Source organism: Pseudomonas sp. NPDC096925, from assembly GCF_044762545.1.
Lineage (GTDB): Bacteria > Pseudomonadota > Gammaproteobacteria > Pseudomonadales > Pseudomonadaceae > Aquipseudomonas.
In genome coordinates this window covers 809,105-835,655 of sequence record NZ_JBIWEM010000002.1, presented here as the reverse complement: position 1 = coordinate 835,655, position 26,551 = coordinate 809,105, and the positions used below count along the sequence as shown (strand labels likewise).

At 62.0% G+C, this 26,551-nt stretch carries 31 protein-coding genes and 3 tRNA genes; 10 read left to right on the top strand and 24 right to left on the bottom strand.

Going from position 1 to position 26,551, the window contains the following annotated elements:
* Window positions 1-38 precede the first annotated feature (38 nt).
* Together ACIQYU_RS09940 and ACIQYU_RS09935 are read left to right on the top strand one after the other, a co-directional pair.
* Window positions 39-797, top strand: coding sequence for an HNH endonuclease signature motif containing protein (locus ACIQYU_RS09940; protein WP_135001997.1), 759 nt, complete (start codon window positions 39-41; stop codon window positions 795-797).
* Between the two features lie 510 nt (window positions 798-1,307).
* The gene (locus ACIQYU_RS09935) at window positions 1,308-1,445 is read left to right on the top strand and encodes a hypothetical protein (protein WP_241105690.1); all 138 of its coding nucleotides are present in this window, start codon (window positions 1,308-1,310) and stop codon (window positions 1,443-1,445) included.
* A gap of 80 nt (window positions 1,446-1,525) precedes the next feature.
* On the opposite strand, the gene ACIQYU_RS09930 is transcribed toward ACIQYU_RS09935, so the two are convergent.
* The 9 genes from ACIQYU_RS09930 to thrS form a co-directional block, all read right to left on the bottom strand.
* A tRNA-Pro gene (locus ACIQYU_RS09930) sits at window positions 1,526-1,602 on the bottom strand.
* Window positions 1,603-1,714: 112 nt separating this feature from the next.
* Window positions 1,715-2,071: a MerR family transcriptional regulator gene (locus ACIQYU_RS09925; protein ID WP_003250681.1), complete on the bottom strand. Its 357-nt coding sequence runs from the start codon at window positions 2,069-2,071 to the stop codon at window positions 1,715-1,717.
* A complete protein-coding gene (gene ihfA / locus ACIQYU_RS09920) occupies window positions 2,052-2,354 on the bottom strand; it encodes an integration host factor subunit alpha (RefSeq protein WP_003250679.1) in 303 nt (100 codons plus the stop codon). Before ihfA ends, ACIQYU_RS09925 begins: the two co-directional genes overlap by 20 nt.
* A gap of 4 nt (window positions 2,355-2,358) precedes the next feature.
* Window positions 2,359-4,752: a phenylalanine--tRNA ligase subunit beta gene (pheT, locus tag ACIQYU_RS09915; protein ID WP_196174551.1), complete on the bottom strand. Its 2,394-nt coding sequence runs from the start codon at window positions 4,750-4,752 to the stop codon at window positions 2,359-2,361.
* Window positions 4,753-4,783: 31 nt separating this feature from the next.
* Window positions 4,784-5,800, bottom strand: coding sequence for a phenylalanine--tRNA ligase subunit alpha (gene pheS / locus ACIQYU_RS09910; protein ID WP_013972006.1), 1,017 nt, complete (start codon window positions 5,798-5,800; stop codon window positions 4,784-4,786).
* 109 nt (window positions 5,801-5,909) lie between these two features.
* Window positions 5,910-6,266 (bottom strand): 50S ribosomal protein L20, encoded by a 357-nt coding sequence (rplT, locus tag ACIQYU_RS09905; RefSeq protein ID WP_003250671.1) that lies wholly within the window; start codon window positions 6,264-6,266, stop codon window positions 5,910-5,912.
* Window positions 6,267-6,293: 27 nt separating this feature from the next.
* Entirely contained in the window at window positions 6,294-6,488 is a 195-nt protein-coding gene (gene rpmI, locus ACIQYU_RS09900; protein WP_003250667.1) for a 50S ribosomal protein L35, read from the bottom strand.
* A gap of 61 nt (window positions 6,489-6,549) precedes the next feature.
* The gene (gene infC / locus ACIQYU_RS09895) at window positions 6,550-7,101 is read right to left on the bottom strand and encodes a translation initiation factor IF-3 (protein WP_013972005.1); all 552 of its coding nucleotides are present in this window, start codon (window positions 7,099-7,101) and stop codon (window positions 6,550-6,552) included.
* Window positions 7,101-9,023, bottom strand: coding sequence for a threonine--tRNA ligase (gene thrS, locus ACIQYU_RS09890; protein WP_233686853.1), 1,923 nt, complete (start codon window positions 9,021-9,023; stop codon window positions 7,101-7,103). Before thrS ends, infC begins: the two co-directional genes overlap by 1 nt.
* 337 nt (window positions 9,024-9,360) lie before the next feature.
* On the opposite strand from thrS, the gene ACIQYU_RS09885 reads away from it, so the two are divergent.
* Together ACIQYU_RS09885 and ACIQYU_RS09880 are read left to right on the top strand one after the other, a co-directional pair.
* Complete coding sequence (locus ACIQYU_RS09885; protein ID WP_207836943.1) at window positions 9,361-9,666, top strand: hypothetical protein; 306 nt, start codon at window positions 9,361-9,363, stop codon at window positions 9,664-9,666.
* Between the two features lie 162 nt (window positions 9,667-9,828).
* Entirely contained in the window at window positions 9,829-10,041 is a 213-nt protein-coding gene (locus ACIQYU_RS09880; RefSeq protein ID WP_003250656.1) for a cold-shock protein, read from the top strand.
* 223 nt (window positions 10,042-10,264) lie between these two features.
* Here ACIQYU_RS09880 and ACIQYU_RS09875 read toward each other — a convergent pair whose 3' ends face one another.
* Complete coding sequence (locus tag ACIQYU_RS09875) at window positions 10,265-10,576, bottom strand: I78 family peptidase inhibitor (protein WP_063912422.1); 312 nt, start codon at window positions 10,574-10,576, stop codon at window positions 10,265-10,267.
* A gap of 276 nt (window positions 10,577-10,852) precedes the next feature.
* Here ACIQYU_RS09875 and ACIQYU_RS09870 point away from each other — a divergent pair, with 276 nt between their 5' ends.
* On the top strand, window positions 10,853-11,065 hold the full coding sequence (locus ACIQYU_RS09870) for a hypothetical protein (RefSeq protein WP_063912423.1): 213 nt from the start codon (window positions 10,853-10,855) through the stop codon (window positions 11,063-11,065).
* On the opposite strand, the gene ACIQYU_RS09865 is transcribed toward ACIQYU_RS09870, so the two are convergent.
* The 7 genes from ACIQYU_RS09865 to ACIQYU_RS09835 all read right to left on the bottom strand — a co-directional run bounded on the left by ACIQYU_RS09865 (window position 11,037) and on the right by ACIQYU_RS09835 (window position 18,056).
* Entirely contained in the window at window positions 11,037-12,038 is a 1,002-nt protein-coding gene (locus ACIQYU_RS09865; RefSeq protein ID WP_333956940.1) for a nucleoside hydrolase, read from the bottom strand. The genes ACIQYU_RS09870 and ACIQYU_RS09865 overlap by 29 nt on opposite strands.
* Before the next feature lie 148 nt (window positions 12,039-12,186).
* A complete protein-coding gene (gene rbsD / locus ACIQYU_RS09860; protein ID WP_016711344.1) occupies window positions 12,187-12,585 on the bottom strand; it encodes a D-ribose pyranase in 399 nt (132 codons plus the stop codon).
* Entirely contained in the window at window positions 12,582-13,490 is a 909-nt protein-coding gene (gene rbsK, locus ACIQYU_RS09855; RefSeq protein WP_402799348.1) for a ribokinase, read from the bottom strand. Before rbsK ends, rbsD begins: the two co-directional genes overlap by 4 nt.
* Window positions 13,491-13,505: 15 nt before the next feature.
* Window positions 13,506-14,528: a LacI family DNA-binding transcriptional regulator gene (locus ACIQYU_RS09850; RefSeq protein ID WP_207836962.1), complete on the bottom strand. Its 1,023-nt coding sequence runs from the start codon at window positions 14,526-14,528 to the stop codon at window positions 13,506-13,508.
* 4 nt (window positions 14,529-14,532) lie between these two features.
* Window positions 14,533-15,528 carry an ABC transporter permease gene (locus ACIQYU_RS09845; RefSeq protein WP_051097705.1) on the bottom strand — a complete coding sequence of 332 codons (996 nt, stop codon included), beginning with the start codon at window positions 15,526-15,528 and terminating at the stop codon, window positions 14,533-14,535.
* Window positions 15,525-17,078: a sugar ABC transporter ATP-binding protein gene (locus ACIQYU_RS09840; RefSeq protein ID WP_207836974.1), complete on the bottom strand. Its 1,554-nt coding sequence runs from the start codon at window positions 17,076-17,078 to the stop codon at window positions 15,525-15,527. Before ACIQYU_RS09840 ends, ACIQYU_RS09845 begins: the two co-directional genes overlap by 4 nt.
* 21 nt (window positions 17,079-17,099) lie before the next feature.
* Window positions 17,100-18,056, bottom strand: coding sequence for a sugar ABC transporter substrate-binding protein (locus tag ACIQYU_RS09835; RefSeq protein ID WP_207836976.1), 957 nt, complete (start codon window positions 18,054-18,056; stop codon window positions 17,100-17,102).
* A 294-nt stretch (window positions 18,057-18,350) separates the two neighbouring features.
* Between ACIQYU_RS09835 and ACIQYU_RS09830 the strand changes: the two genes are divergently transcribed.
* Window positions 18,351-18,593 carry a DUF1654 domain-containing protein gene (locus ACIQYU_RS09830; protein WP_207836978.1) on the top strand — a complete coding sequence of 81 codons (243 nt, stop codon included), beginning with the start codon at window positions 18,351-18,353 and terminating at the stop codon, window positions 18,591-18,593.
* A 58-nt stretch (window positions 18,594-18,651) separates the two neighbouring features.
* Here ACIQYU_RS09830 and ACIQYU_RS09825 read toward each other — a convergent pair whose 3' ends face one another.
* From ACIQYU_RS09825 to ACIQYU_RS09810, 4 genes are all read right to left on the bottom strand, one after another.
* A complete protein-coding gene (locus ACIQYU_RS09825) occupies window positions 18,652-19,077 on the bottom strand; it encodes a GTP pyrophosphokinase (RefSeq protein ID WP_207836980.1) in 426 nt (141 codons plus the stop codon).
* A 150-nt stretch (window positions 19,078-19,227) separates the two neighbouring features.
* The gene (locus tag ACIQYU_RS09820; RefSeq protein WP_025338525.1) at window positions 19,228-19,797 is read right to left on the bottom strand and encodes an SPOR domain-containing protein; all 570 of its coding nucleotides are present in this window, start codon (window positions 19,795-19,797) and stop codon (window positions 19,228-19,230) included.
* A 131-nt stretch (window positions 19,798-19,928) separates the two neighbouring features.
* A tRNA-Val gene (locus ACIQYU_RS09815) sits at window positions 19,929-20,005 on the bottom strand.
* Window positions 20,006-20,173: 168 nt separating this feature from the next.
* Window positions 20,174-20,250 (bottom strand) — tRNA-Val (locus ACIQYU_RS09810).
* 203 nt (window positions 20,251-20,453) lie between these two features.
* Here ACIQYU_RS09810 and ACIQYU_RS09805 point away from each other — a divergent pair.
* Window positions 20,454-21,737: an FAD-binding oxidoreductase gene (locus tag ACIQYU_RS09805; RefSeq protein ID WP_063912435.1), complete on the top strand. Its 1,284-nt coding sequence runs from the start codon at window positions 20,454-20,456 to the stop codon at window positions 21,735-21,737.
* 120 nt (window positions 21,738-21,857) lie between these two features.
* Here ACIQYU_RS09805 and ACIQYU_RS09800 read toward each other — a convergent pair whose 3' ends face one another.
* Entirely contained in the window at window positions 21,858-22,592 is a 735-nt protein-coding gene (locus ACIQYU_RS09800) for a peptidase C39 family protein (protein ID WP_233693586.1), read from the bottom strand.
* 166 nt (window positions 22,593-22,758) lie between these two features.
* Here ACIQYU_RS09800 and ACIQYU_RS09795 point away from each other — a divergent pair, with 166 nt between their 5' ends.
* Window positions 22,759-22,935 (top strand): hypothetical protein, encoded by a 177-nt coding sequence (locus ACIQYU_RS09795; protein WP_207836984.1) that lies wholly within the window; start codon window positions 22,759-22,761, stop codon window positions 22,933-22,935.
* A gap of 132 nt (window positions 22,936-23,067) precedes the next feature.
* Here ACIQYU_RS09795 and ACIQYU_RS09790 read toward each other — a convergent pair whose 3' ends face one another.
* Window positions 23,068-23,820, bottom strand: a complete 753-nt coding sequence (locus tag ACIQYU_RS09790; RefSeq protein ID WP_063912437.1) for a TerC family protein — start codon at window positions 23,818-23,820, stop codon at window positions 23,068-23,070.
* A gap of 28 nt (window positions 23,821-23,848) precedes the next feature.
* A complete protein-coding gene (locus tag ACIQYU_RS09785; RefSeq protein ID WP_063912438.1) occupies window positions 23,849-24,088 on the bottom strand; it encodes a hypothetical protein in 240 nt (79 codons plus the stop codon).
* Window positions 24,089-24,222: 134 nt separating this feature from the next.
* On the opposite strand from ACIQYU_RS09785, the gene nhaR reads away from it, so the two are divergent.
* Both nhaR and sstT read left to right on the top strand, forming a co-directional pair.
* On the top strand, window positions 24,223-25,116 hold the full coding sequence (gene nhaR, locus ACIQYU_RS09780) for a transcriptional activator NhaR (protein ID WP_207836994.1): 894 nt from the start codon (window positions 24,223-24,225) through the stop codon (window positions 25,114-25,116).
* 168 nt (window positions 25,117-25,284) lie between these two features.
* A complete protein-coding gene (gene sstT, locus ACIQYU_RS09775) occupies window positions 25,285-26,496 on the top strand; it encodes a serine/threonine transporter SstT (RefSeq protein ID WP_207837004.1) in 1,212 nt (403 codons plus the stop codon).
* Window positions 26,497-26,551: the final 55 nt, after the last annotated feature.

Sequence of the window (26,551 nt, the reverse complement as noted above, 5' to 3'; positions counted from 1 at the left end):
AATCTACACTACCACATGTAGCCTCAGAGGGACCTCAAATGGCAATTGTTGACTGGAGCCTGATTTTTGACAATTGGGGCATCAAGCGCGTAACCCCCACTGACAAAAGCAAAAGCGCCTACGTCGTTACAACTGAACAAGAGATAGCTATCCAAAATGCTGGAATCCTCCCTTCCGAGAAGCGCCCAGGCATCCCGTTTGAAATTAAAATACCCCTAAATACTGCCTTCACTAGCATCCAAGCATCTTTCTATCACTCAAATCGATCGCTTGAAGCGGATAGAGGGCCGGAGCCGCGGATCGGCCGAAAATTCATTAGCCAGTGGCTAACAGTAGGCGATGATGTCCTGCTTGGTAACATCGGGCAGACGCTCTGCGCCATCAAGCTCGAGTCCGTGAAAGATCTTACCACTGAAGAGGTGATAGAAGAGCTTGCCCTAAGATCTCCACCCCCAATTATCTTTGCTCTAGCAAAGAGAGCCCCCACAAAACCTAAGAAAAAGGAAATCATCAAAAACGATTTCATTCGCAACCGATTCGTGGTGATGGCAGCAATACTCAGAGCGAAAAATTCCTGTGAGATGCCAGGCTGCACTGCAAAATTATTCAAACGAAGCGATGGCAGTAACTATTTGGAAGTTCACCACATCACCCCACTCAGCGAAAATGGCGCTGACAATCTTGACAATGTAGCCGCCTTATGCCCGCACTGCCATCGCGAACAGCATCACAGTGGAGATCGCAGCAAACTGCGCAAGGTTCTGAAAAAACACATCAAGTCAATTTCACAATATTAAATCCCAATTAGCCTGGCTCAGCGCTTCTAGAGATGGTTTGAAATTGTCACGTGCCTCTGAGCGGCACCGGATCATCTGCACAAGTTGGTCTTGTTCAGGTGAGCATTGACCCCCAAGAGCTGGAGGCCTGCAAGCCGAGGCGGAATTGAGAGCTCTTTATGTCAGCGCTGGGCACCAGCGCCTTCCTGTACCAGCCGAGGCTACCGGCTTGAGACTCAGGCAAAAAAGCCGGGACGAGCGACTAGTGGTATTAAGCAACCAAACAATGTCGATCATCGATTGGCAGCGATGCATCAGCCGTGAGCGTTTTCCCCATGCAGCAGCACAAGCTATACACCAAATGAATCACTCGGCTTAGAATAATGCGAAAGGGCGAAAGAAAGGTCTAGCAGTAGCAAAGTCTACGACCGCCACTCCTGGTTTCGCCTCCATACGGATTCACGACCTTAAGATTACTTTCACCAGGAAGCTGAAAGCGACAGCCCTCAACAAAGAGGAGCGCAAGCCTTATTGAGCCGCAAGAACAGCAACGCGACCAGCCACCACTCTGATGCAGAGCTTGATCAACTGATTGAGGCGGCAAACAAAGTATCGGCCACCGATTCGCGCGGACCGTTCCTGGCTATTTTGAAGAAGAGGATTGGATGATGGAAAGGCAAAGTCACTCGAAAAGTCGCCAGCACCAGAAACAACAAAGCCACCCGAAGGTGGCTTAGTCGTTTAAATAATGGTCGGGACGGAGTGATTCGAACACTCGACCCCTTGCACCCCATGCAAGTGCGCTACCGGGCTGCGCTACGCCCCGACTGGGCTTTGAAGCATGTTCTCAATGCTACCGAGAACGTTGAAGAATGTACCCTAACCTCCTGATAAATGAAAGCTTTTTCTCAAAAAAATTCACTCATCAAAAACCCAGGTCACTTCTTCAACACCACCAACACATCCTCCAACTCGACAATCATCTGCCGAATCAGCTGCTTGTACTGGCTCGACTCATCCTTGGCCTCATCACTGGAGAGCCTCAACCGAGCCCCACCAATGGTGAACCCCTGGTCATAAAGCAGCGCACGAATCTGGCGAATCATCAGCACATCCTGCCGCTGATAATACCGCCGGTTCCCCCGCCGCTTCACGGGATTGAGCTGATCGAACTCCTGCTCCCAATACCGCAGCACGTGCGGTTTTACCGCACAAAGCTCACTCACCTCACCAATGGTGAAGTACCGTTTGCCCGGTATGGGGGGCAGTTCGTCGTTATGGCTTGGTTCCAGCATAGGCCTCAACCCGGGCCTTCAACTTCTGCCCTGGACGAAAGGTGACGACGCGCCGTGCAGTGATCGGGATTTCTTCCCCTGTCTTGGGGTTGCGGCCCGGCCGCTGGCGTTTGTCGCGAAGGTCGAAGTTGCCGAAACCGGACAGCTTGACCTGCTCGTTCTCTTCAAGTGCGTGCCGAATTTCTTCGAAAAACAGCTCGACCAGCTCCTTGGCCTCACGCTTGTTAAGCCCCAGCTCCTCGTACAGCCTTTCGGCCATCTCAGCTTTCGTCAGAGCACCCATGCCGTTATTTCCTTAACGTGGTGTTCAACCTTTGTTCGAGCGAGGTGAGGATGTTTTGCAGTGCGGCGTTCACCTCATCGTCGTTAAGAGTGCGCGATGGATGCTGCCAGGTCAAGCCGACGGCAAGGCTTTTTCTATCAGGATCAATACCTTTACCTTGGTAGACGTCAAACAGCCTGAGGTCTGTGAGCCATTCGCCTGCATTGTCACGAATTACTTCAAGTACCGCGCTAGAAGCTACATCACGTCCTGCGATCAAAGCCAGGTCGCGGCGGGTTTCCGGGAACTTGGACAGCTCGCTGAATTTCGGCAGGCGGCCTTCGACCACGTCGCCCAGCACCAGCTCGAACAGGAACACCGGGCGGTCCAGGTCCAGGGCTTTTGCCAGCTCTGGGTGGATGGCGCCGAGGTAGCCGACCAGCTTGCCGTCACGCTCGATGGCGGCGGTCTGGCCTGGGTGCAGGGCTGGGTGCTTGCCGGCGCTGAAGGTGAAGTCGCTCAGGGCGCCGGAGTAGCCCAGCAGGGCTTCCACGTCGGCCTTCACGTCGAAGAAGTCGACGCCGTCGCGGCCGTTGGCCCAGCCTTCTGGCAGGCGGCTGCCGGTGACAACGCCGGCGATCATCGGCTGCTGCTTCAGGTCGCCGAGCTGGCCGACGAAGCGCAGGCCGCTTTCGAACAGGCGCACGCGGTCTTGCTGGCGGTTCAGGTTGTGCTGCAGTGCCTTGACCAGGCCCGGCCACAGGGACGCGCGCATGGCGGCCATGTCGCTGGAGATGGGGTTGGCCAGCAGCAGCGGCTCTACGCCCGGGCTGAACAGTTCGAACAGTTTCGGGTCGATGAAGCTGTAGGTGATGGCTTCCTGGTAGCCGCGGGCAACCAGCAGGCGGCGCAGGGTCGGCAGGTCACCGCGGGTTTCCGGCTTACCCTGTGGGGCCAGGCGGGCTTGCGGGTAGCGAACCGGCAGGTTGTTGTAGCCGTACAGGCGGGCCAGCTCTTCGATCAGGTCCACTTCCAGGCTGATGTCGAAGCGGTGGCTTGGGACGTTGACGGTCCACTGCGCTACACCTTCGGAGCCGCCATCGCGAGTCGTGGTCAGCTCCAGGGCGTTGAGCAGTTGCTCGACCTGGGCTGGGTCCATTTCCATGCCGAGCATCTGGGTGATGCGTTCGGCGCGCAGGGTGACCGGGGCCACTTGCGGCAGGTGCTGTTCGCTGACGGCTTCGACGACCGGGCCGGCTTCGCCGCCGACGATGTCCAGCAGCAGCTGGGTGGCGCGCTCCATGGCTTCGCGGGCCAGCTGCGAGTCCACGCCGCGCTCGTAGCGGTGCGAGGCGTCGGTGTGCAGGCCGTAGGAACGGGCTTTACCGGCGACGGAGATCGGCTCGAAGAAGGCGCTTTCGAGGAACAGGTCGCGGGTTTTTTCGGTGTTCACACCGCTGTGCTCGCCACCCATGACGCCGGCGATGGCCAGGGCGCGGGTGTGGTCGGCGATCACCAGGGTGTCGGCGCGCAGGGCAACTTCCTGGCCGTCGAGCAGGACGAGCTTCTCGCCCTCTTCAGCCATGCGTACGCGGATGCCGCCGTTGATTTCTGCCAGGTCGAAGGCGTGCATCGGCTGGCCGAGTTCGAGCATCACGTAGTTGGTGATGTCGACGGCGGCGTCGATGCTGCGCACGTCGCTGCGGCGCAGGCGTTCGACCATCCACAGTGGGGTCGGCTTGCTCAGGTCGACGTTGCGGATGACGCGGCCCAGGTAACGTGGGCAGGCAGCCGGGGCGCTGACTTCGACCGGGCGCACTTCGTCGTGGGCAGCCGGTACGGCTGGCACTACCGGGCGGGTGACCGGGGTGTCGTACAGGGCGCTGACGTCGCGGGCCAGGCCGGCGATGGACAGGCAGTCACCGCGGTTGGGAGTGAGGCCGATTTCGATGCTGGCGTCGTCCAGGCTCAGGTACTGGCGAATGTCTTCGCCAACCGGGGCGTCGGCAGCCAGCTCGAGCAGGCCGTCGTTCTCTTCGCTGATCTGCAGCTCGGCAGCCGAGCACAGCATGCCGAAGGACTCGACGCCGCGCAGCTTGGCCTTCTTGATCTTGAAGTCGCCCGGCAGTTCGGCGCCGATCATGGCGAACGGGATCTTGATGCCTGGGCGGGCGTTAGGGGCGCCGCACACGACCTGGAAGGTTTCCTGGCCGTTGCTTACCTGGCACACGCGCAGCTTGTCGGCGTCCGGGTGTTGTTCGGTGGCGAGGATTTCGCCCACGACGATGCCGCTGAACTGGCCGGCAGCGGGGGTAACGCTGTCGACTTCGAGGCCGGCCATGGACAGGCGGGCGACCAGTTCGTCACGGGAGACTTGCGGGTTTACCCAACCGCGCAGCCACTGTTCACTGAATTTCATGCTGTTCTCCTAGAATGTGCGTCGATTGGGCCTAGCGGAATTGGGCAAGGAACCGCAGGTCGTTATCGAAGAACAGACGCAAATCGTTGACGCCGTAGCGCAGCATGGCCAGGCGCTCGGCGCCCATGCCGAAGGCGAAGCCCTGGAACTCTTCAGGGTCGATGCCGGACATGCGCAGCACGTTCGGGTGCACCATGCCGCAGCCCATCACTTCCAGCCAGCCGGTCTGCTTGCACACGCGGCAGCCTTTGCCGGAACACATCACGCACTGGATGTCGACTTCGGCGGACGGCTCGGTGAAGGGGAAGAACGATGGGCGGAAACGTACCGCCAGTTCTTTTTCGAAGAACACGCGCAGGAACTCTTCGATGGTGCCCTTGAGGTCGGCGAAGTTGATATCGCGATCGATCAGCAGGCCTTCGACCTGGTGGAACATCGGCGAGTGGGTGATATCCGAGTCGCAGCGGTATACGCGGCCCGGGCAGACAATGCGGATGGGCGGCTGGGTGGACTCCATGGTCCGCACCTGCACCGGCGAGGTGTGGGTGCGCAGCAGCATGTTGGCATTGAAGTAGAAGGTGTCGTGCATCGCCCGGGCCGGGTGGTGGCCGGGGATGTTGAGCGCTTCGAAGTTGTGGTAGTCGTCTTCCACCTCTGGGCCTTCGGCGATGCCGTAGCCGATGTGGGTGAAGAACTGCTCGATGCGCTCGAGTGTACGGGTGATCGGGTGCAGGCCACCGGTGGCCTGGCCGCGGCCTGGCAGGGTGACGTCAATGCATTCAGCAGCCAGGCGAGCGCTGAGCTCGGCTTCTTCGAAGGCGGCCTTGCGGGCATTGAGCACAACGGTGACGCGCTCTTTGGCGTCGTTGATCAGCGCGCCGACTTTCGGCCGCTCTTCGGCTGGCAGGTTGCCCAGGGTCTTCATCACCTGGGTCAGCTCGCCTTTCTTGCCGAGATAATTCACCCGGATCTGTTCCAGGGTATTGATGTCTTCAGCGCGCTCCACGGCCTCTAGGGCTTGGGAGACCAACGCATCCAGGTTTTCCATGTACAGACTCCAGATACGAAAATAGGGGAAGAGCTTTGAAGGCTCTTCCCCTATCGATGACGTTCAATGCCCGACGGCGCTAGCGCCGCCGGGTGATTGTCGCGGGTACTTAAGCCAGAACGGCTTTAGCTTTCTCGACAATCGCAGCAAACGCCGCTTTTTCGTTCACTGCCAGATCGGCCAGAACCTTACGGTCGATTTCGATCGAAGCCTTTTTCAGGCCAGCAATCAGACGGCTGTAGGACAGACCGTTGGTGCGGGCACCGGCGTTGATACGAGCGATCCACAGTGCGCGGAACTGACGCTTCTTCTGACGACGGTCACGGTAGGCATATTGACCTGCCTTGATGACAGCCTGCTTGGCAACGCGGAATACGCGCGAGCGTGCACCGTAGTAGCCTTTAGCCAGTTTCAGAATTTTCTTGTGACGCTTACGAGCGATGACGCCACGCTTAACACGAGCCATGAGTAACTTCCTCTATCTAAACCAGAATTAACGTACGCGCAGCATGCGCTCGACTTTTGCCACGTCAGACGGGTGCAGCAGGCTGGCACCGCGCAGTTGACGCTTACGCTTGGTCGACATTTTGGTCAGGATGTGGCTCTTGAAAGCGTGCTTGTGCTTGAAGCCGGAAGCGGTCTTCAGGAAGCGCTTCGCAGCACCGCTCTTGGTTTTCATTTTTGGCATGTTGGAACTCCGCATTCGATAAAATTACACAATAATCATCAGGCCTGCCGTGCCCGGGAGATTACTTCTTCTTTTTGGGGGCGATGACCATCATAAGCTGGCGTCCTTCCATCTTCGGATGCTGCTCAACGGAGCCGTATTCGGCGAGGTCGGCTTCGACCCGCTTCAACAGTTCCATGCCCAGCTCCTGGTGGGCCATCTCACGGCCGCGGAATCTCAGAGAGATCTTGGCCTTGTCCCCATCGGTAAGGAAACGTACCAGGTTGCGTAGTTTTACCTGGTAATCCCCTTCTTCCGTCCCTGGACGAAACTTGATTTCTTTGATCTGGATCTGCTTCTGGTTTTTCTTGGCTTCGTTGGCCTGCTTCTTCTTCTCGAAGAGGTGCTTGCCGTAGTCCATCACCTTGCAGACGGGCGGTTGCGCGTCGGCGGAGATCTCCACCAGATCCAGCTTCGCTTCATCAGCGATACGAAGCGCTTCATCAATCGAGACGATGCCAATCTGCTCGCCGTCAGCGCCAATTAACCGAACCTCGCGTGCCGAGATATTCTCGTTGATCGGGGCTTTCGGTGCAGTTCGTTTATCGTTTCTCATTTCACGCTTAATAGTCATTACTCCGATTCTAGGCGACCGCGCTGGGCGACAGCGCTGTTGAGCAGCTGCGTGAATTCAGCCACCGGCATGGAGCCGAGGTCTTTGCCTTCACGGGTGCGTACTGCGACGGTCTGCGTTTCGACTTCGCGATCCCCTATAACCAAAAGGTACGGGACCTTGAGCAAAGTATGCTCGCGGATTTTAAAGCCGATCTTCTCATTTCTCAAGTCCGACTTGGCACGGAAACCGCTACCGTTCAGGGTATTTTCCACCTCGAGGGCGAAATCGGCCTGCTTGTCGGTGATGTTCATGATCACGGCCTGGGTAGGTGCCAGCCAGGCCGGGAACACGCCAGCGTAATGCTCGATCAGCATGCCGATGAAGCGTTCGAACGAACCGAGGATGGCGCGGTGCAGCATGACCGGGCGAACACGGCTGTTATCTTCGGCGATATAGCTGGCATCCAGGCGCTCTGGCAGGTTCGGGTCGTACTGCAGGGTACCGCATTGCCAGTTACGGCCGAGGCAGTCGCGCAGGGTGAACTCGATCTTCGGGCCGTAGAAGGCGCCCTCGCCCGGCTGGTATTCCCACTCCAGGCCCGATTCGTTCAAGGCGTCGGCCAGTGCACCTTCGGCCCGGTCCCACAGCTCTTCGGAGCCCACGCGCTTGGCCGGGCGGGTCGACAGCTTCATGGCGATGTCGGTGAAGCCGAAGTCCTTGTACACGTCCAGGGTCAGCTTGATGAAGTCGGCGGCTTCTTTCTTCACCTGTTCTTCGGTGCAGAAGATGTGCGCGTCGTCCTGCACGAAGCCACGCACGCGCATGATGCCGTGCAGGGCGCCGGACGGCTCGTTACGGTGGCAGGCACCGAACTCGGCCAGGCGCAGCGGCAGGTCGCGGTAGCTCTTCAGGCCCTGGTTGAACACCTGCACGTGGCACGGGCAGTTCATCGGTTTTACCGCGTAGTCACGGCTTTCCGACGAAGTGGTGAACATGTTCTCGGCGTAGTTGGACCAGTGGCCGGAGCGCTCCCAGAGGATACGGTCGACAACCTGCGGGGTCTTGATTTCCTGGTAGCCGTTGACGCGCTGGACCTGGCGCATGTACTGCTCGAGTACCTGGTACACGGTCCAGCCGTTGGCGTGCCAGAACACCATGCCCGGGGCTTCTTCCTGCAGGTGGAACAGGTCGAGCTGCTTGCCGATCTTGCGGTGGTCGCGTTTTTCGGCTTCTTCGATGCGCTGGATGTACGCCGCCAGCTGCTTCTTGTCGGCCCAGGCGGTGCCGTACACGCGTTGCAGCTGCTCGTTCTTGGCATCACCGCGCCAGTAGGCGCCGGACAGCTTGGTCAGCTTGAACGCCTTGAGGAAGCGGGTGTTCGGCACGTGCGGGCCACGGCACATGTCGACGTATTCTTCGTGGTAGTACAGGCCCATGGCCTGCTCGTCCGGCATGTCTTCGACCAGGCGCAGCTTGTAGTCTTCGCCACGGGCCTTGAACACGTCGATGACTTCGGCACGCGGGGTCATCTTCTTGATGACGTCGTAGTCCTTGTCGATCAGCTCCATCATGCGCTTTTCGATGGCGGCCATGTCTTCAGGGGTGAAGGGGCGCTCGTAGGCGATGTCGTAGTAGAAGCCTTCGTCGATGACCGGGCCGATCACCATCTTGGCGGTCGGGTACAGCTGCTTCACCGCGTGGCCGACCAGGTGGGCGCACGAGTGACGGATGATCTCCAGTCCCTCTTCATCTTTAGGGGTGATGATCTGCAGGGTGGCGTCGTTGCTGATCAGGTCGCAGGCATCGACCAGTTTGCCGTCGACCTTGCCGGCCACGGTGGCCTTGGCCAGGCCGGCGCCGATGGAAGCGGCGACTTCGGCTACGGATACGGCGTGATCGAACGAACGTTGACTGCCATCGGGAAGAGTAATAACGGGCATGGCGCCTCCTCTCCTAGTGGTGACCCCTACCAAAGGTCACGTGGGTTGGGATGAGCCAGTACAAGATCCGACCTGCCTTCCTCGGTGGGAAGCCTGCCTCACAGCGGCAGAAGCCTTTCGGCTTGTCAGGGACGAACCAGAGTGACTGGAAAGAAAAAAGATTGCTGCAAGCTGCACGTTGTCAGCTGCAAGCCGGGCATGCTAGCACGCAGGTTGCGTGGCAGGCAGAAATATTTGGAAATTACAGACTTCGGCTGAACTTACACGGAAAAATTCCTATCAGACCTTGGGAAGCAACCTACTCTTGATGTGACCTTAACCCAAGGAGTAACTGGTTATGCGAGTTCCATCTCTTCTGACCCTGGCAGCCGCTGCGGCCCTGCTGCTGCCCATGGCTGCGAACGCCGGCAACTTCCCGGCCGGGAAGGAAGCCGCCTACATGACCCAGTGCACGCAAGTGGCTCAAGGCCAAGGCGTTGATGCTGCGGCCGCGAAAAAACACTGCGACTGTGGTGCGCAAACCATCAAAAAGAATTTCACCGACGCGGAGATTGCCGACCTCGACAGCAACGATGGCGTGGACGCCAAGCTGATGCAGAAGGCCCAGACGGTCGTGAAACAGGCCTGCGCACCGAAGAGCTGAAACCTTAAAGCCAGAGCAGGCCAGCCATTCTTTGCGCTGGATCAATATCCTGCGAAGGTAAAAGGCGCTAGATGCGCAGAATTAGACTATGATGTGTCCCGTGCTCCGTAGCCTCGGCCGCATTGCACCACTGAAAAAACTAAATGTTCTGGAGATTCACCCATGTCCAATCGCCAACAAGGCACCGTCAAATGGTTCAATGATGAGAAAGGCTACGGCTTCATCACCCCAGCAGGCGGCGGCGACGACCTGTTCGTTCACTTCAAGGCCATCGAATCTGACGGCTTCAAGAGCCTGAAAGAAGGCCAGACTGTTTCCTTCGTCGCCGAGCGCGGCCAGAAGGGCATGCAGGCTGCACAGGTTCGTCCGGAGTAATTCGGATAGCTGTAAAAAAACCCGCCCTTGTGGCGGGTTTTTTTATGGGTGCTGCATGGGCTGACGGGGTTGGCCATGCGGGCGCGGCTTTTTTTGTGGGAGCGGCCTTGTGTCGCGAAAGGGGCGCGTAGCGGCCCCAAGGTTTTCAGCTTCGCAGCATCAATGGCCGGGGCCGCTTTGCGGCCCTATCGCGACACAAGGCCACTCCCACAAGGACCGCGTATCAACCGCAGTTGACGCGAATCACCTTGCCCTGCTCGTCCACATTCAGGTTCAGGCGCTCGGAGCGGTACTCCAGGGTGACCACGTCGTGCGGCTTGAGAATGCGTGCCATCTGCGAGCCACTGGCCTTGCGCGCCTGCTCCAGCAGCTCGGCGCTGGCTGGCTTGCCAATGGCAAAATCGGCGCCACTGGCTTCGCAGCGGCCGTCGTTGCCTGCCGGCGCAGCGCCACCAGCAGAATTGCCACCAGTGCTGCAACCAGCCAGGACAGCAGCCACCGCCAGGGTTGCCAGGTAAGCACGGGTACGGAACATGAAGCCTCCTAAATCGGTCCGGGAACTGTCTGATCCGACAGTTCCACTCATCATTTGTTGCAAAACCGGTCAAGTCTGCCTGAACTCGCCGACAGAGGCGAAAACGCAATCGTGACCGGATTTTGCACAACCCGCTGCGTTTGCCATATGCTTAAGCCGCAACGTCACTGACGCAAAGTCATGATTTAGTGCCAGAAGTGGAGCGCACCCCGCCTCCATCGAACACCAGGGTCAGGTGTTCGCCCCTTCGTCCTGGGCCCCAAGCGAGAGCCTTTCATGAGCAGCCACAGCATCGATGCCGATATCAAGGTCAAATGGGCCGAGGGCCAGAGCGCGTACAGCCCTGGCACACCGGAAGAATTGCTGTTGATTGCCATCGACCTGCTGGTGCGCGATCGCGGCGCCGAGGCGGCACGCAGCTTCATCGACCAGGTGTTCGAGCGCTTCGCGCCGCACACGGCTATTCCAATCGCGCCAAACGGGCGCTGAGCAGGTCGAACAGGCCCTGGGCATCGCCCTGCTCCACCCACATCACGTTGGCCGGCTGCTTTAGCACGCCATACCAGTCGGCAAGGGTCTGGCCGAAGCTGGGGCCTTCGCGGCTGTCGATGCTCATATGGATGCGCCGGCCGCTGAAAAGCTCGGGCTTGAGCAGGTAGGCGATCACGCTGGCGTCGTGCACCGGGCCACCGGGCATGCCGTACAGGTCCATGTCGTGGGTGATATAGGCGTTGAGGATATCCACTACCCGTTTGCTGGCCTGGTTGTTCACCGCTGCCAGTTGCTTGAGGCGGGCGTCGCTGGTCAGCAGCTTGTGGGTGACGTCCAGCGGCAGGTAGGTCAGCTGCACGCCGCTGGCCAGCACCACTTCAGCGGCATGCGGGTCGGCATAGAGGTTGAATTCCGCCGCCGGGGTGATGTTGCCGCCGTTGAAATGGGCGCCGCCCATGACCACCACTTGCTTGATGCCTTTGGCGATGTCCGGGCGCTGGATCAGCGCCAGGGCCAGATTGGTCTGCGGGCCGAGCATGGCGATGGTGATGCTGTGGGGTTTGGCGGCGCCCAGGGTGTCGACAAGGTATTGCACTGCGTTGCCCTGGGCTAGCGGCGCTTTCGGTTCGTGGACCTGGATGCCGGTGAGGCCTTCTTCGCCGTGGACGTCGGCGGCGTAGATCGGCTTGCGCACCAGCGGGCGTGCGGCGCCGGCGTACACGGGGATGTCTTCGCGGCCGGCCCATTCGCGAGCCAGGCGGGCGTTGCGCGAGGTTTTGTCCAGGCGCACATTGCCGGCCACGGTGGTGATGGCGCGGATCTTGAGCTCGTCGGGCGAGGCCATGGCCAGGAACAGCGCGACCACGTCGTCGGCGCCGGGGTCGGTGTCGATGATCAGGTCGATGGGGGCGGCCTGGAGGGTGGTGGCTGCGGCCATGAGGGCGATTCCTTGTAGCAGGGGTTTGAGCATGGGTGGCACTCCTGTTGCCTGGATTGGTATTCCTGGTACACCGCAAATCCCTGTGGGAGCGGGTTTACCCGCGAAGGAGGCAGCGCGGTGGATGGCACCGGTTTCGCCGGTGTTCGCGGGTGAACCCGCTCCCACAGGGGGCGACGGGCTAGAAAGTCACGCCGGAAATCAGCGCGATGTTGCTGTAGGGCTGGCATTCGCCAGTGCGCACGACCGCACGGGCACTGCGCGACAGTACTTTGAAATCTTCATGGCTCAGCCATTCACGCTTGCCCAGCTTGCCCTTCAGCCGCTCGATCTCGACCAGCGCCGGCGGCACCACCTTCTGCATCTCTTCGGCCAGCACATGCCGCTCCACCTGCAACTCGCTCAGCACGGCCCGCAACACGCTGGCGAAATCCGGCAACCCAGGCGTAACGGCCAGGTCGATCAGTTCGACCCCCGGCGGCACCGGCAGCCCGGCATCGCCGATCACCAGGATGTCACCATGTCCCATGCCGGCGATGGTCCGCGACAGGGCGACGTTCAGCAGTGGGGTTTTCTTCATGGCGCAAGCTCCGCCAGGTAGGGAATGGACGGCTGGGCACCAGCGCGGGTGACCGACAGGGCTGCGGCGCGCTGGCCGAAGGTGATGGCTTCGCCCTCCCCCAGGCCGCGTACCAGGCCAGCGGCAAAGCCACCGATGAAGGTGTCGCCGGCTGCAGTGGTGTCCAGCGGCTGCACCACCGGTGCAGGGAAATGCTGGTGGCCCTTGGCCGTGACCTGCAAGGCCCCTTGCGCGCCCAGGGTAATGATCACTTTGCCCGCGCCCAGCTGCAGCAAGCGCTCGCCGGCGCGCCGGGCACTGTCCAGGTCGGTCACTGCCACGCCGGTCAGGGCCTCGGCCTCGCTTTCGTTGGGTGTCAGGTAGTCGATGTGGGCGAACCAGTCCGCTGGCAAGGTGCCGGTCGCCGGCGCCGGGTTGAGGATCACCCGCTTGCCCAGTTCATGCCCCCTGGCCAGGGTCCAGGCCACGGTGTCGGCCGGCACTTCCAGCTGGCAGATGATCACCTCGGCCGCCTGCAGCAGTGCATCGAAACGCTGCACCGACTGCGGCGTCAGCAGGCCGTTGCCACCGGGGATGATGACGATGCAGTTCTGGCTGGCGGCATCGACGGTAATCAGCGCCACACCGCTGGACACGCCCGAGCAGGTGGTAACGCCCTGGCAGTCGATGCCTTCCACATACAAGGCCCGGTGCAGTTGCCGGCCATAATCATCGTCGCCGACGTTGCCGATCATCGCCACGCTGCCACCCAGGCGCGCCACGGCCACCGCCTGGTTGGCCCCCTTGCCGCCCGGCACGGTGAAAAAGCTTTCGCCGGGGAGTGTTTCGCCGGCCCGGGGCAGGCGCTGGGCGCGGGCCACCAGGTCCATGTTGAGGCTACCGACTACCACGACCTTGGCATTCATGACATTTCCTTAGCATTAGCGGTAATCGTTGAACAGGTCCGGGCGCGGCCCGGTGGACTCGCGCAGCACGATGCGCGGGGCGACGATACGTTGCTCTGCCGCGCCCTGCCGAGGCGTGCCGATACGCGCCAGCAACAGCGACGCGGCGCTCTCGCCCAACGCGCGGATCGACTGGCCCACCGTGGTCAACGGCGGGTACACATAACGGCTGAGTTCGATGTCGTCGAAGCCGATCACCGACAGCTCGGCGGGTACGTTGATGTTGCGTTCGGCCGCGGCGCGCAGCACGCCGAAACCGATCATGTCGTTGCCGGCGAAAATCGCCGTGGGCCGCTTGCCCTCCAGCAACCGGGTTGCCGCTGCATGGCCGCCCGGGCTGGTGAAGTCGCAGTGCAGCACGCGGTTGCCCAGCACCGCTGCGCCGGCCTCGGCCATGGCGCGGCGGAAGCCGCTCAGGCGCAGCTGGGTAACCCCGGTCTCGGCGGGGCCGCCGATGTAGGCGATGTCGCGGTGGCCAAGCTCCAGCAGGTGCTGGGTGGCCAGGTAGGCGCCCTGCTCGTGGTCGATGCGCACCAGGTCGGCATCGACGCCGTCCAGTTCGCGGTCGACGATCACCATTGGCGTGCGCACGCCAGCCAGGCTTTGCAGCAGGTCGCTGTCCTGGCCCACCGAGGCCACCACCAGGCCGTCGATGCGTTTTTCCAGCAGCACGCGCAGGTAGCTGCGCTGCTTCTGCGGGTTGTCGTCGGAGTTGCACAGGATCACGCAGTAGCCGTTGCGTTCGCAGGCGTCTTCGATGCCCCGCGCCAGTTCGGCGAAGTACGGGTTGACGCTGTTGGGTACCAGCAAGCCGATGGTGGCCGTGCTGCGCGCCTTCAACGAACGGGCCACGGCGCTGGGCACATAATCGAGTTCGGCGATGGCGGCTTCGACTTTCAGCCGCACCTGCTCGCTCACCGGCCGGGTCTTGTTCAGCACATGGGACACGGTGGTGTATGAAATACCCGCCAGTGCCGCGACGTCTTTGATGGTTGCCATGTTCTCAGTTCCGCCGGCCTGCACGCCGGCTACGGTAAGTGTCGAGCACCACGGCGATGACGATCACCGCCCCGGTGATGATGCGTTTGGTCGGTTCGCTGGCACCGATCTGGGCCAGCCCGGCGGCCAGCACCGAAATGATCAGCACGCCAAAGAAGGTGCTGATGACCGAGCCACGCCCGCCCATCAGGCTGGTGCCGCCAATTACCACGGCGGCGATCACCTGCAGCTCCAGGCCGGAGCCGGCATTCGGGTCGGCCGCTTCCAGCCGCGAGATCTGGAACAGCGCGGCCAGGCCGGCGAGCAGGCCCATCAGGGCGAATACCAGCACCTTGTACGGGCGCGGGTCGATACCGGCCAGGCGCACGGCTTCTTCGTTGGTGCCGATGCCGATCAGGTAGCGGCCGAATACCGTGCGGGTCAGCACCAACTGGGCCAGCACGATCACCAGCAAGGCGATGATGAACGCCGGCGAGATGCCGAATGCGATGGGGTTGGAGAACCAGGCATAGGCATCGCCGATATAGGCGGTGCGCGAGTCGGTGAACTGGTAGGCCAGGCCGCGGGCCATTTCCAGCACGCCGAGCGAGACGATGAACGACGGAATGCGCCAGGCCACGGTGACGCCGCCGGTAATGCTGCCGGCCAGCGCGGCCACGGCCATGCCCAGCAGGGCCGAAGGCAGCACGCCCCAGCCCCAGCCGAGGATCGCCACGCTGACCGTGGAGGCTGCCAGCGCCAGCACCGAGCCCACCGACAGGTCGATGCCGCCGATGATCAGCACGAAAGTCATGCCCACCGCCAGCACCATCAGGTCGGGGATCTGGTTGGCCAGGGTACTGAAGGTGTTGTACGACCAGAAGTGGCTGCTGAGGAACGAGAACAGCACGATCATCGCCAGCAAGGCGCCGGCCAGGCCCAGGTAGGTACCCAGGCCAAAATAGGTACCACTGCGGCGCACCGGTGCGGCGCCTTGGCTGTCGAGTGGGGTGGTTTTCATGCATCCATCCTGGGAGCTGCGTCATGCAGCAGTGCGTCACGTTTCTGATAACCGGCAAAGGCCGCGGCCAGCAGCTGGTCCTGGCTCCAATGGTCACGCTCGAAGGTGTCGATCAGGCGGCCGGCCGACAGCACGGCGATGCGGTCGCAGATCAGCATCAGCTCGCGCAGGTCGCTGGACACCACCACCAGGGCCTTGCCCTGGCGCGCCAGTTCGGCCAGCAGGCCATAGATGTCGAACTTGGCGCCAACGTCGATGCCACGGGTGGGCTCGTCGAACAGCAGCACCTGGCAGTCGCGCTCCAGCCAGCGGCCGATCACTACCTTCTGCTGGTTGCCGCCAGACAGCTCGCCCACCACTTGCTGCGGGCCTGCACTGCGAATGCGCATGGCCTGGATCTGGCGCTCGGCCAAGGCCCTTTCGGCCTCGCCATCGAGCACACCGGCCCGCGATACCGCGCCGAGGTTGCCCAGGGCGATGTTGGCGCTGATCGACTGCGTCAGCAGCAGGCCTTCGCCTTTGCGGTCTTCGGTGATCAGGGCGATACCGGCCTGTACGGCAGCCCTGGGCGAATCGATGGTGACCGCCTGCGGTGGCTGGCCAAGGGCGATGCTGCCGCTGTCGGCGCGGTCGGCACCGTAGATCAGGCGCAACAGTTCGGTACGGCCGGCACCGATCAGGCCGGAGATGCCGAAGATCTCCCCTGCCCTGACCTCGAACGACACTTCACGCACCTTGTCGGCTCGGCTGAGCTTGTCGACCTTGAGCAGCGGCGCGCCGATCTGCCGGCGGCCCAGGTCGATATGCTCGCCCAGCTCGCGGCCGACCATCAGATTGACCAGTTCGGCGCTGCTGTAACGCTGGATCGGCTCGTCGCACACCAGCTTGCCGTCGCGCAGCACGACGATGCGCTGGGCCACGCGCTGCAGTTCTTCCAGGCGGTGCGAGATGTAGACAATGGCCACGCCACGTTGGCGCAGGCGTTCGATCTGGGTAAACAGCAGCTCCACCTCGCGCGCGGTGAGCATGGCGGTGGGCTCGTCGAAGATCAGCACATGGCAGTCGCCGATCAGGTTGCGGGCGATCTCGACCATCTGCTGGTGGCCGATGCCCAGCTCGCCGACCGGGGTATCCGGGTCGATGGCGTCGAGGCCGACCTGGGCCATGGCGGCCGTGGCCAGTTGGCGCAGGCGCTTCTGGCTGATCCAGCCGAAACGGCCGGGCAGGTTGTCGAGGAACAGGTTTTCCGCCACGGTCAGCGTGGGCAGCAGGTTCAGCTCCTGCATGACCATGCGCACGCCGAGGCGCTCGGCCTCGCTGCGGCTGCCGGGTGCGTAGGCCTGGCCGCGGTAGCGCATGTGCCCGGTTGTTGGGGTTTCCAGGCCACTGATGAGCTTGGACAGGGTGCTCTTGCCCGCGCCGTTCTCGCCGGTCAGGGCCAGCACTTCACCCGCCCGCAGGTTCAGGCTGACCTCGCCGAGCACGGGCTGGGCGTAGGTCTTGCCCAGCCCGCTGGCGGTGAGCACCACTTCATTGGCCGATGCAGGCATGGCCGTTTCTCCTGCCAGCGATCAGGGTTTGGTGATGAGTTGGACCGGGGTCTGGATGACGTTGTCGGCATCCACGTCGGGCTTCTCGCCCTTGACCATTTTCAGCGCCGCCTGGATGCCGTACACCGCCTGCTGGCTGGCCGCCTGGTCGAGGGTGGCGAGCACGCGGCCATCGGCGAGCATCGGCTTGATGGCGTTGATGTTGTCGTAGCCCACCACTTGCACCTGGCCGGTCTTGCCGGCGGCACGCACGGCCGACACGGCGCCCAGGGCCATGCTGTCGTTGCCGGCCAGCAGGGCTTTCAGGTCGGGGTATTCGTTGAGCATGGAGGCCGCGACGGCGTTGCCTTTGTCGATTTCCCAGTTGCCGCTCTGCACCGAGACGATCTTGATCTGCGCAGCGTCCATGGCGTCCTTGAAGCCAGCGGTACGCTGCTGGGCGTTGGTGGTGGTCGGCACGCCTTCGATGATGCCGACCTGGTCGCCGGCCTTGAGCTTCTGGTTGGCCAGGAAGTCGCCGACCAGGCGCGCGCCCTTGCGGTTGTCGGGGCCGACGAAGGGTACGCTGATGCCTTTGCTCTTGAGCAATTCAGGGTCCAGGCGGTTGTCGATGTTGATCACCACCACGCCCTGGTCCATGGCCTTCTTCACCGCCGACACCAGCGCCTTGGAGTCGGCCGGGGCAATGACCAGAGCCTTGGCGCCAGCGTTGACCATCTGCTCGACGATGCGGATCTGCTCGCCGGTGTCGGTCTCGTTCTTGATGCCGTTGGCGATCAGCTCGAATTCATCGGCGTGGGCTTTCTGGTAGTCCTTGGCGCCGTCTTCCATGGTGCGGAAGAACTCGTTGGCCAATGACTTCATGACCAGGGCGACCTTGGGCTTGTCTTCGGCGTGGGCGGCGGAAAACGGCAGGGCAAAGGACAGCGAGGAAATGACCGCGAGGGCCAGCAGACGACCGGGGAACGGCAGTTTCATGGACGATGACTCCGGATCTTGTGTTTTTTGTCGGATCGCAAACGTTTGCGTTGACTCACTATGGAAACAGGACCGGGGTTTGTCAAATCCGTTTGGCTGGCGGAGGTCAAGTCGAGCCAGGGGCAGTTTATCTGGAATTTGTCCGAAAAGCCGAACGCCTTTTCCTGTGCTTGTTCGGGATTCCGAATGAAATGCGCCCTTTTGCGCTTGAGCACAGTTTTCGCCTGACAAGATGTTGCGAAATTACTTACGGTAAAATACTGTATGCGCATACAGCAAAACAAGGAAACACTTGTGTCCAGCACCGCCTCCGCCACCCCGAGCAGCTATGAACAACTGGGTATGCGCATCCAGAAGATCATCAACAGTCCCACCGCCCAGCGCAGCCGCGCGGCGCTGATCTTCCGCCTGGAACACGAGACGCCGGAAGACTGGGAAACCCTGCTCGAGGAAATCGCCGAAAACGACAACGTCACCCTCGCCCACCGCGACGATGGTGGCGTGCAGATTTTCTGGACCGTACCGAAGGAAGACTGACCGCGGCCAGCATGGCAGTTGCCTGACCCGGGTCGCCTGCAAGGCCTGCGGCTTGACCTCAGGCCAAGGCCTGCAGGTAGGCGCTGGCTTCACGGTAACGCGCCAGCCGCGCCAGGTCGGCGGGGCCCGGGCATGGGATGCGCGAAAGGTCGCTGTTGTCGGCCAGGTCGGCCAGCTTGACTGTGCGCGCCAGCGGGTCACTGCCCAGGCGCACCACGAAGTCCTGGTAGGCCTCGCCCTCACGGCGGCTGAGCGCCAGCAAGGCGGCAAGGATTTTCAGCGCAAAGCCCTCGCGCGCCAGGTCGGACAGGGTCAGCGAAGTGTCTTCGATCACATCGTGAAGCACCGCGACAATCCGTTGTTCAGGCGTGGAAACCCGCATCATCACGCGTAACGGGTGGAGGATATAAGCAGCCCCACCCTTGTCGTACTGCCCTTCATGCGCCCTGGCGGCCACGGCAATGGCCCGCTCCAGTGTAGACATGAGGCCCTCCCCGTTCGGCTTCTTCCTGCCAAGCATAGCCAAAACTGTGCGGACAATGTCTAGCGCAGGCGTGGCTGTGCCGCGCCGACCTTGCAGAAGCGGACTTGTGGAAGCCGCTCCCACAAAAGGCCGCTCGTACAGGAACCGGGTTCAGCGTGCTGCGCCGTGCTGGATGACCACCGAATCGGTACCCAGTTTGGCCATCACCTCGGCCTTGCGTGCTTCGGCTTCCTCACGGCTCGGGAACGGCCCCATCAGCACCACCGGCTTGCCGTCGCGGTACTCCACCGAGGAGGGAATGCCCTTTTCGATCAGGCGTGCGGTCATGTCGCTGAGCGCACCCATGTTGGCGCCCTGGATCACTTCCACGTCCCAGCCTTGCGGGGCCGGCTGGCCAGCCAGGGCTTCGGCGCGGCGCTGCAGCTCGGCGCCGCCGCACATCTCACGGATGCGCAGATTGTTGCCACTGTCGTCGACGATGATTTCGTACTGGCCATCGCGCTTGATCGCCACGTAGCTGCGGTAGGCTTCGTACTGCCCGGCATCATCCTTGCCGCGGACCTGGCCGCAGATGGTGCCCTGGGTGTCGATCCGCACGTTGCCGAACTTGGCGGTCTTGGGGTTGTGCAGGTGTTCAGCCACCTGCTTGTGCACGCCTTCGACCTCGTTCTCACAGCCCGCCAGGGCGAGCACCGCCATTACCACAGCCAGTTTGCGCACGTGTGTACCTCCAGATTCGAAGGGGCGGATTCTAGCACGCCAGGCAATGCCCCGAACCGCGACCAAACGTTACACGCTGCTTCGTGCGCACAGCAAAAAGGGCGATCATTGCTGATCGCCCTTTTTCGATTTGGTAGGCACAATTGGACTCGAACCAACGACCCCCACCATGTCAAGGTGGTGCTCTAACCAACTGAGCTATGTGCCTGTCGTGTGGTGCGCATATTAGTGATCGAATGCGTACCTGTAAAGCGTTTTTTTGAGAAAAATCAAAAACTTTCGAGATTCATGCATAGAGAGGGCGCTTGGCGCATCAGGCCGCATGAAACCCCAATGAAAAAAGGGGTGACCCTTGCGGATCACCCCTTCTTCGATTTGGTAGGCACAATTGGACTCGAACCAACGACCCCCACCATGTCAAGGTGGTGCTCTAACCAACTGAGCTATGTGCCTGTCGTGTGGTGCGCATTCTACTCATTCCAAAAACCCTGTCAACACTTTTTTTCGCGCTAACCTACTGAATCTTAAACTCTTTATAGAAAGGCGCGCTGGCGGGGACCGAGTAAAGGATTTTCAACGGACGACTAGCGGGTGTTTATTATTATTGATAGCATCGGTACATTCGTTAAAAATATAAAACACGAGGTTCCTGCAGCATGGCTAACACCCCCTACCCCCAGTCCTACTACGCCGCCTCGGCCAACCCGGTGCCGCCACGTCCGGCGCTGCAGGGTGAGGTGGAAACTGATGTGTGCATCATCGGTGCCGGCTACACCGGCCTGTCCAGCGCCCTGTTCCTGCTGGAGAACGGCTTCAAGGTGAGCATCGTCGAAGCAGCCAAGGTCGGCTTCGGCGCGTCGGGCCGCAACGGCGGCCAGATCGTCAACAGCTACAGCCGCGACATCGACGTAATCGAACGCACCGTCGGCCCCAGGGAGGCCCAACTGCTGGGCCAGATGGCCTTTGAAGGCGGGCGTATCATTCGTGAGCGCGTGGCCAAGTACAACATCCAGTGCGACCTGAAGGACGGTGGCGTGTTCGCTGCCCTCACCAGCAAGCAGATGGGCCACCTGGAGTCGCAAAAGCGCCTGTGGGAACGTTTCGGTCACAACCAGCTGGAGCTGATGGACCAGAAGCGCATCCGCGAAGTGGTCGCCTGCGACAACTATGTGGGCGGCATGCTGGACATGAGCGGCGGCCACATCCACCCACTGAACCTGGCCCTGGGCGAAGCCGCCGCGGTCGAGTCGCTGGGCGGCATCATCTATGAGCAAACCCCGGCCGTACGCATCGAGCGTGGCGCCAACCCGGTGGTGCACACCCCGCAGGGCAAGGTCCGCGCCAAGTTCATCATCGTCGCCGGCAACGCCTACCTGGGCAACCTGGTGCCAGAGCTGGCCAGCAAGTCCATGCCATGCGGCACCCAGGTGATCACCACCGAGCCACTGGGCGACGAACTGGCGCGCACCCTGCTGCCGCAGGACTACTGCGTAGAGGACTGCAACTACCTGCTCGACTACTACCGCCTGACCAGCGACAAGCGCCTGATCTTCGGTGGTGGCGTGGTTTACGGCGCGCGTGACCCGGCCAACATCGAGGCGATCATCCGTCCGAAGATGCTCAAGGCCTTCCCGCAGCTGAAGAACGTGAAGATCGACTACGCCTGGACCGGCAACTTCCTGCTGACCCTGTCGCGCCTGCCGCAGGTTGGACGTATCGGTGACAACATCTACTACTCGCAGGGCTGCTCGGGTCACGGCGTGACCTACACCCACCTGGCGGGCAAGGTGCTGGCCGAGGCCATGCGTGGCCAGGCCGAGCGTTTCGACGCCTTCGCCGGCCTGCCGCACTACCCGTTCCCGGGTGGCCAGATGCTGCGCGTGCCGTTCAGCGCCATTGGGGCCTGGTACTACAGCCTGCGCGATCGCCTGGGCTTCTGATGTAGGCAGGCCTGGCCTCTTCGCGGGTAAACCCGCTCCCACAGGGATATCACTGCACCTGAGGGCAGCAGGTTTCCTGTGGGAGCGGGTTCACCCGCGAAAGGGCCGGCAGAGATAAAGCTATTTGTTCAGGCTACTCACAGCCTGCTTCGCCGCAATCTCCTGCCCCGCCCGGGCCAGTTCATCCGCAGCCTGCAGCCAGCGCTGGCGGTCCACCTGGGCCGGCAGTTGCCGTGGTGGCTGCACCAGCACCGCCCAACTCCCCAGCTTCGCCCATGCCGATGCAAAGGCATCGAAGCCCATCACCTGCCGCCGATGCATGCCAGAGCGCAACAGCACCCGCTGCTTGTAGCGGTCGTAGCCGATCAACACGGCGTAGCGTGGCTCGCTCCACCAGGCCGAACCGTCCTCGTAACGCAGCAGCACCGGGTTGCCCGCCGCCACCTGGGTCAACAGCGCGTCCAGCTGCTTGTCCAGCGGATACACCACCATGCCGTAGTCGCGCGCCACGCGGGGAATGCCGGTGTCCAGCGCCTCGGCGCCCTGGGGCAGGTTCAGCGGTTTGTCCAGCAGCCCCGGCGTGATCGGTGCCCCCTGTTGCGACAGCACCGCCGCCAATGCCATGGCCCCGCTGTGGTTGGCGTTGCCACGGTAGAACGGCACGCTGCTGATCTCGACCCGCTGCGGCAGGCCCTTGAGGTTGGCGGAAGGTGCGCTGGCACAGCCGGCCAGGCTAGCCGCTACCAGGCAGGCAGCCAGCAGCCGACGGGGGGTGGTCTTGAAGGAATGTTGCTGCATGGACACTCGCTTGCTCCAACGCCAGGCAGGCAGCGCCCGGCTCTGGCCACCGATCATAGGTCGGACAGCGGCGCGGGTATAGTCCGACACCGGTTAGGAGCAAATCGGACCAAGCAATAGACCTTTGGTCAATGGAACGTCACAGGCGAAGGGCTAGACTAAAGCAGTGTCTGGACGGCCAGCGCCGGTTGACCGAGCGCGGCCTGTAGAGATGGAGGCACAGATGAGCCTGACCATGGCAATCCTCATGCTGGTGGGCATGTGGCTGAGCGTCGCAGCCGCCATGCTGTGGGGGGTACTGCGTATCGTGCGGCGTCATTCCCACCACCACCTGCCACCGCAGGTCCCTGCCAAGCCACAGCCTGTGCGCCGGGCACGGCGGCATGCCGGGGTGCACTGATTTCAAAAATTCCTGAGCCCATTCGCGGGTGAACCCGCTCCCACAAGGTCCTCCACTGCCTTCAAAAGCGGCGGGGTACTTGTGGGAGCGGGTTCACCCGCGAACGGGGCGCAAGCGCCCCGCCCTTTCACATCAACCTTCAGCCGCCTCACGCTTCAACCGCGCCCGACGGGCCAGGATGTTGAGGACCTCGATCGCCGTCGAGAAGGCCATGGCCGCGTACACATAACCCTTCGGTACATGAGCGCCAAAACCTTCGGCGATCAGCGTCATGCCGATCATGATCAGGAAGCCCAGGGCCAGCATTACCACGGTCGGGTTGTCGTTGATGAAGTTGGCCAACGGGTCGGCGGCCACCATCATGACGATCACGGCAGTGATAACGGCAATGATCATGATCGGCAGGTGCTCGGTCATGCCTACGGCGGTGATGATGCTGTCGACCGAGAAGACGATGTCCAGCAACAGGATCTGGAAGATCGCCGCGGCAAAGCCCAGGGTAACCGTCGACGACACCTTGGCTTCTTCCTTGGCCCCGTGCGGGTCGACGTTCTCGTGGATCTCCTTGGTCGCCTTCCACAGCAGGAACAGGCCGCCGGCAATCAGGATCACGTCCTTCCAGGAGAAGGCATTACCGAACACTTCGAACACCGGGTCGGTCAACTGGACGATCCAGGCCACCGTGCTGAGCAAGGCCAGGCGCATGACCAGGGCCATGCTGATACCGATACGGCGCGCCTTGGAGCGGTACTCCACCGGCAGTTTGTTGGTCAGGATGGAGATGAAGATCAGGTTGTCGATACCCAGTACAACTTCCATGGCCACCAGCGTGGCCAGGGCAACCCAGGCGGTAGGGCTAGCGACGAGTTCCAGCAAGTATTCCATTGTTCAAATCCTGCAGCAGCGGTTGGGGTCAGATTTCCTGGGTGTCTTCTTTCTTTTCGGCGTCCTTGGGCTTGTGCCCTTCGCTGCCGATGGCCTCGCTCAACGCCTGCTGCGCGGCCTTGTTGGTGTCGTCGATGGCTTGCTTGGCCGACTGTGCGGCCTGGTCGAGCATCTGTTGGGCGGATTTCTCGGCCTGCTCGCAACCGGCCAGGGTGAACAGGGCCAAGGCCAGCACCAGCGGCGTGCCGATGGATTTGAGTTGCAGCATGGGTTCCTCGCTTGTCGATATTGCGGCGGCGCACAGGGCGCCTGATGGGGTCGCATTCTAAAGAGCGTAATACATCAGGAAAATTCGTATTTTCAGCGGTTATACTTCGGTTTTTACGAATCCGGAAAGCACCGATGCTCAACTATCGGCAGTTGCACTACTTCTGGGCCGTGGCCAAGACCGGCAGCATCGCCCGCGCCAGCGAACAGTTGAACCTGACCCCGCAAACCATCAGCGGGCAGATCAGCCTGTTCGAACAGACCTACGGCCTGGAGTTGTTCCAGCGCGTGGGGCGGCAGCTGGAGCTGACCGAAACAGGGCGCCAGACGCTGATCTATGCCGAGCAGATGTTCCAGCTGGGCGGCGAACTGGAAGCCATGCTGCGGGCCGGCCCGCAAGAGCAGATCCTGTTCCGCGTGGGCGTGGCTGACGTGGTGCCCAAGTCCATCGTCTACCGCCTGCTGGCGCCGACCATGGAGCTGGACGACGTGCTGCGCATCAACTGCCGTGAAGACAAGCTCGAACGGCTGCTGGCCGACCTGGCGATCCAGCGCCTGGACCTGGTGATTTCCGACAGCCCCATGCCCAGCCACCTGGACATCAAGGGCTATAGCCAGAAGCTGGGCGAATGCGGGTTGAGCTTCTTCGCCACCCCGGCGCTGGCACAACGCCTTGAAGGCCCCTTCCCCGCCTGCCTGCAGGATGCGCCATTGCTTATTCCCGGGCAGGAAACCGTGGTCCGCAGCCGCCTGCTGCGCTGGCTGGCTGAGCAGCAGGTGCAGCCGCGGATCGTGGGTGAGTTCGATGACAGTGCCTTGATGCAGGCATTCGGGCAGTCGGGCAGCGGCATCTTCGTCGCGCCCAGCGTGATCGCCGAGGAAGTGTGCCGCCAGTATGGCGTGGTGCTGATCGGGCAGACCGAGGCCGTGCACGAGTCGTTCTATGCCATTTCGGTGGAGCGCAAGGTCAAGCACCCGGGGATCGTGGCGATTACCGAGGGGGCGCGGCGGGAGTTGTTTCACTGGTGACCGTGGTGGCTTCTTCGCGGGCACGCCCGCTCCCACAGGGGCCGCACAGCATTTGAGGCCGGTGCAGTACCTGTGGGAGCGGGCATGCCCGCGAAGAGGCCGCCCCTGCTAGACAAAGGTCTATGGTAAAGTCGCGCCCTTTTTGAACATGCTGGGATATCGCTGCACATGACCCCTGTCCTCCGCTTCCTCAACCGCACCAGCCTGGTGACGCAGATCGTCATCGGCCTGATCGCCGGCATCGCCCTGGCCCTGCTTGCGCCCGCCATCGCCCGCGACATGGCCTTCCTCGGGAAAGTGTTCGTCAGCGCCCTCAAGGCGGTGGCCCCCGTGCTGGTGTTCATCCTGGTGATGGCCTCGATCGCCAACCACCGCCACGGCCAGGAAACCCATATTCGCCCGATCCTCTGGCTGTACCTGCTGGGCACCTTCGGCGCCGCAGTAGTCGCGGTGGTCGCCAGCATGCTGTTCCCGTCCAACCTGGTGCTGAGCACCGGCGAGGCTACGCTGAGCGCGCCGGGCGGCATTACCGAGGTGCTGCAGAACCTGCTGCTGAGTGCGGTCGACAACCCGATCAACGCCCTGCTCAACGCCAACTTCATCGGCATACTGACCTGGGCCATCGGCCTGGGCGTGGCCCTGCGCCATGCCGGCGAAACCACCCGCACCGTGGTCGAGGACCTGTCCAATGGCGTGACCCTGATCGTGCGCGTAGTCATCCGCTTCGCCCCGCTGGGCATCTTTGGCCTGGTCAGCGCCACCCTGGCCCAGTCGGGCCTGGACGCCCTGCTCGGTTACCTGCACCTGCTGGCGGTGCTGATCGGCTGCATGCTGTTCGTGGCCCTGGTGATGAACCCGCTGATCGTGTTCTGGAAAATTCGCCGCAACCCGTACCCGCTGACCCTGCTGTGCCTGCGCGAAAGCGGTATCACCGCGTTCTTCACCCGCAGCTCGGCGGCCAACATTCCGGTGAACCTGGCCTTGTCGGAGCGCCTTGGCCTGCATGAGGACACCTACTCGGTGTCGATCCCGCTGGGTGCGACCATCAACATGGCCGGTGCCGCCATCACCATCACCGTGCTGACCCTGGCGGCGGTGCATACCCTGGGTATTCCGGTGGACCTGCCGACCGCTGTGCTGCTCAGCGTGGTGGCGGCGGTGTGTGCCTGCGGCGCCTCGGGTGTGGCCGGTGGTTCGCTGCTGCTGATTCCGCTGGCATGCAGCCTGTTTGGCATCCCTAGCGAAATTGCCATGCAGGTGGTGGCAGTGGGCTTCATCATCGGCGTGCTGCAGGACTCGGCCGAGACGGCGCTGAATTCGTCGACCGATGTGCTGTTTACCGCAGCGGCGTGCCAGGCCGAAGAGCAGCGCACCGCTTGAGATTGCCGGGGCCCTGTGGGAGCGGGTTCACCCGCTCCCACAGGTGCCAATTGCC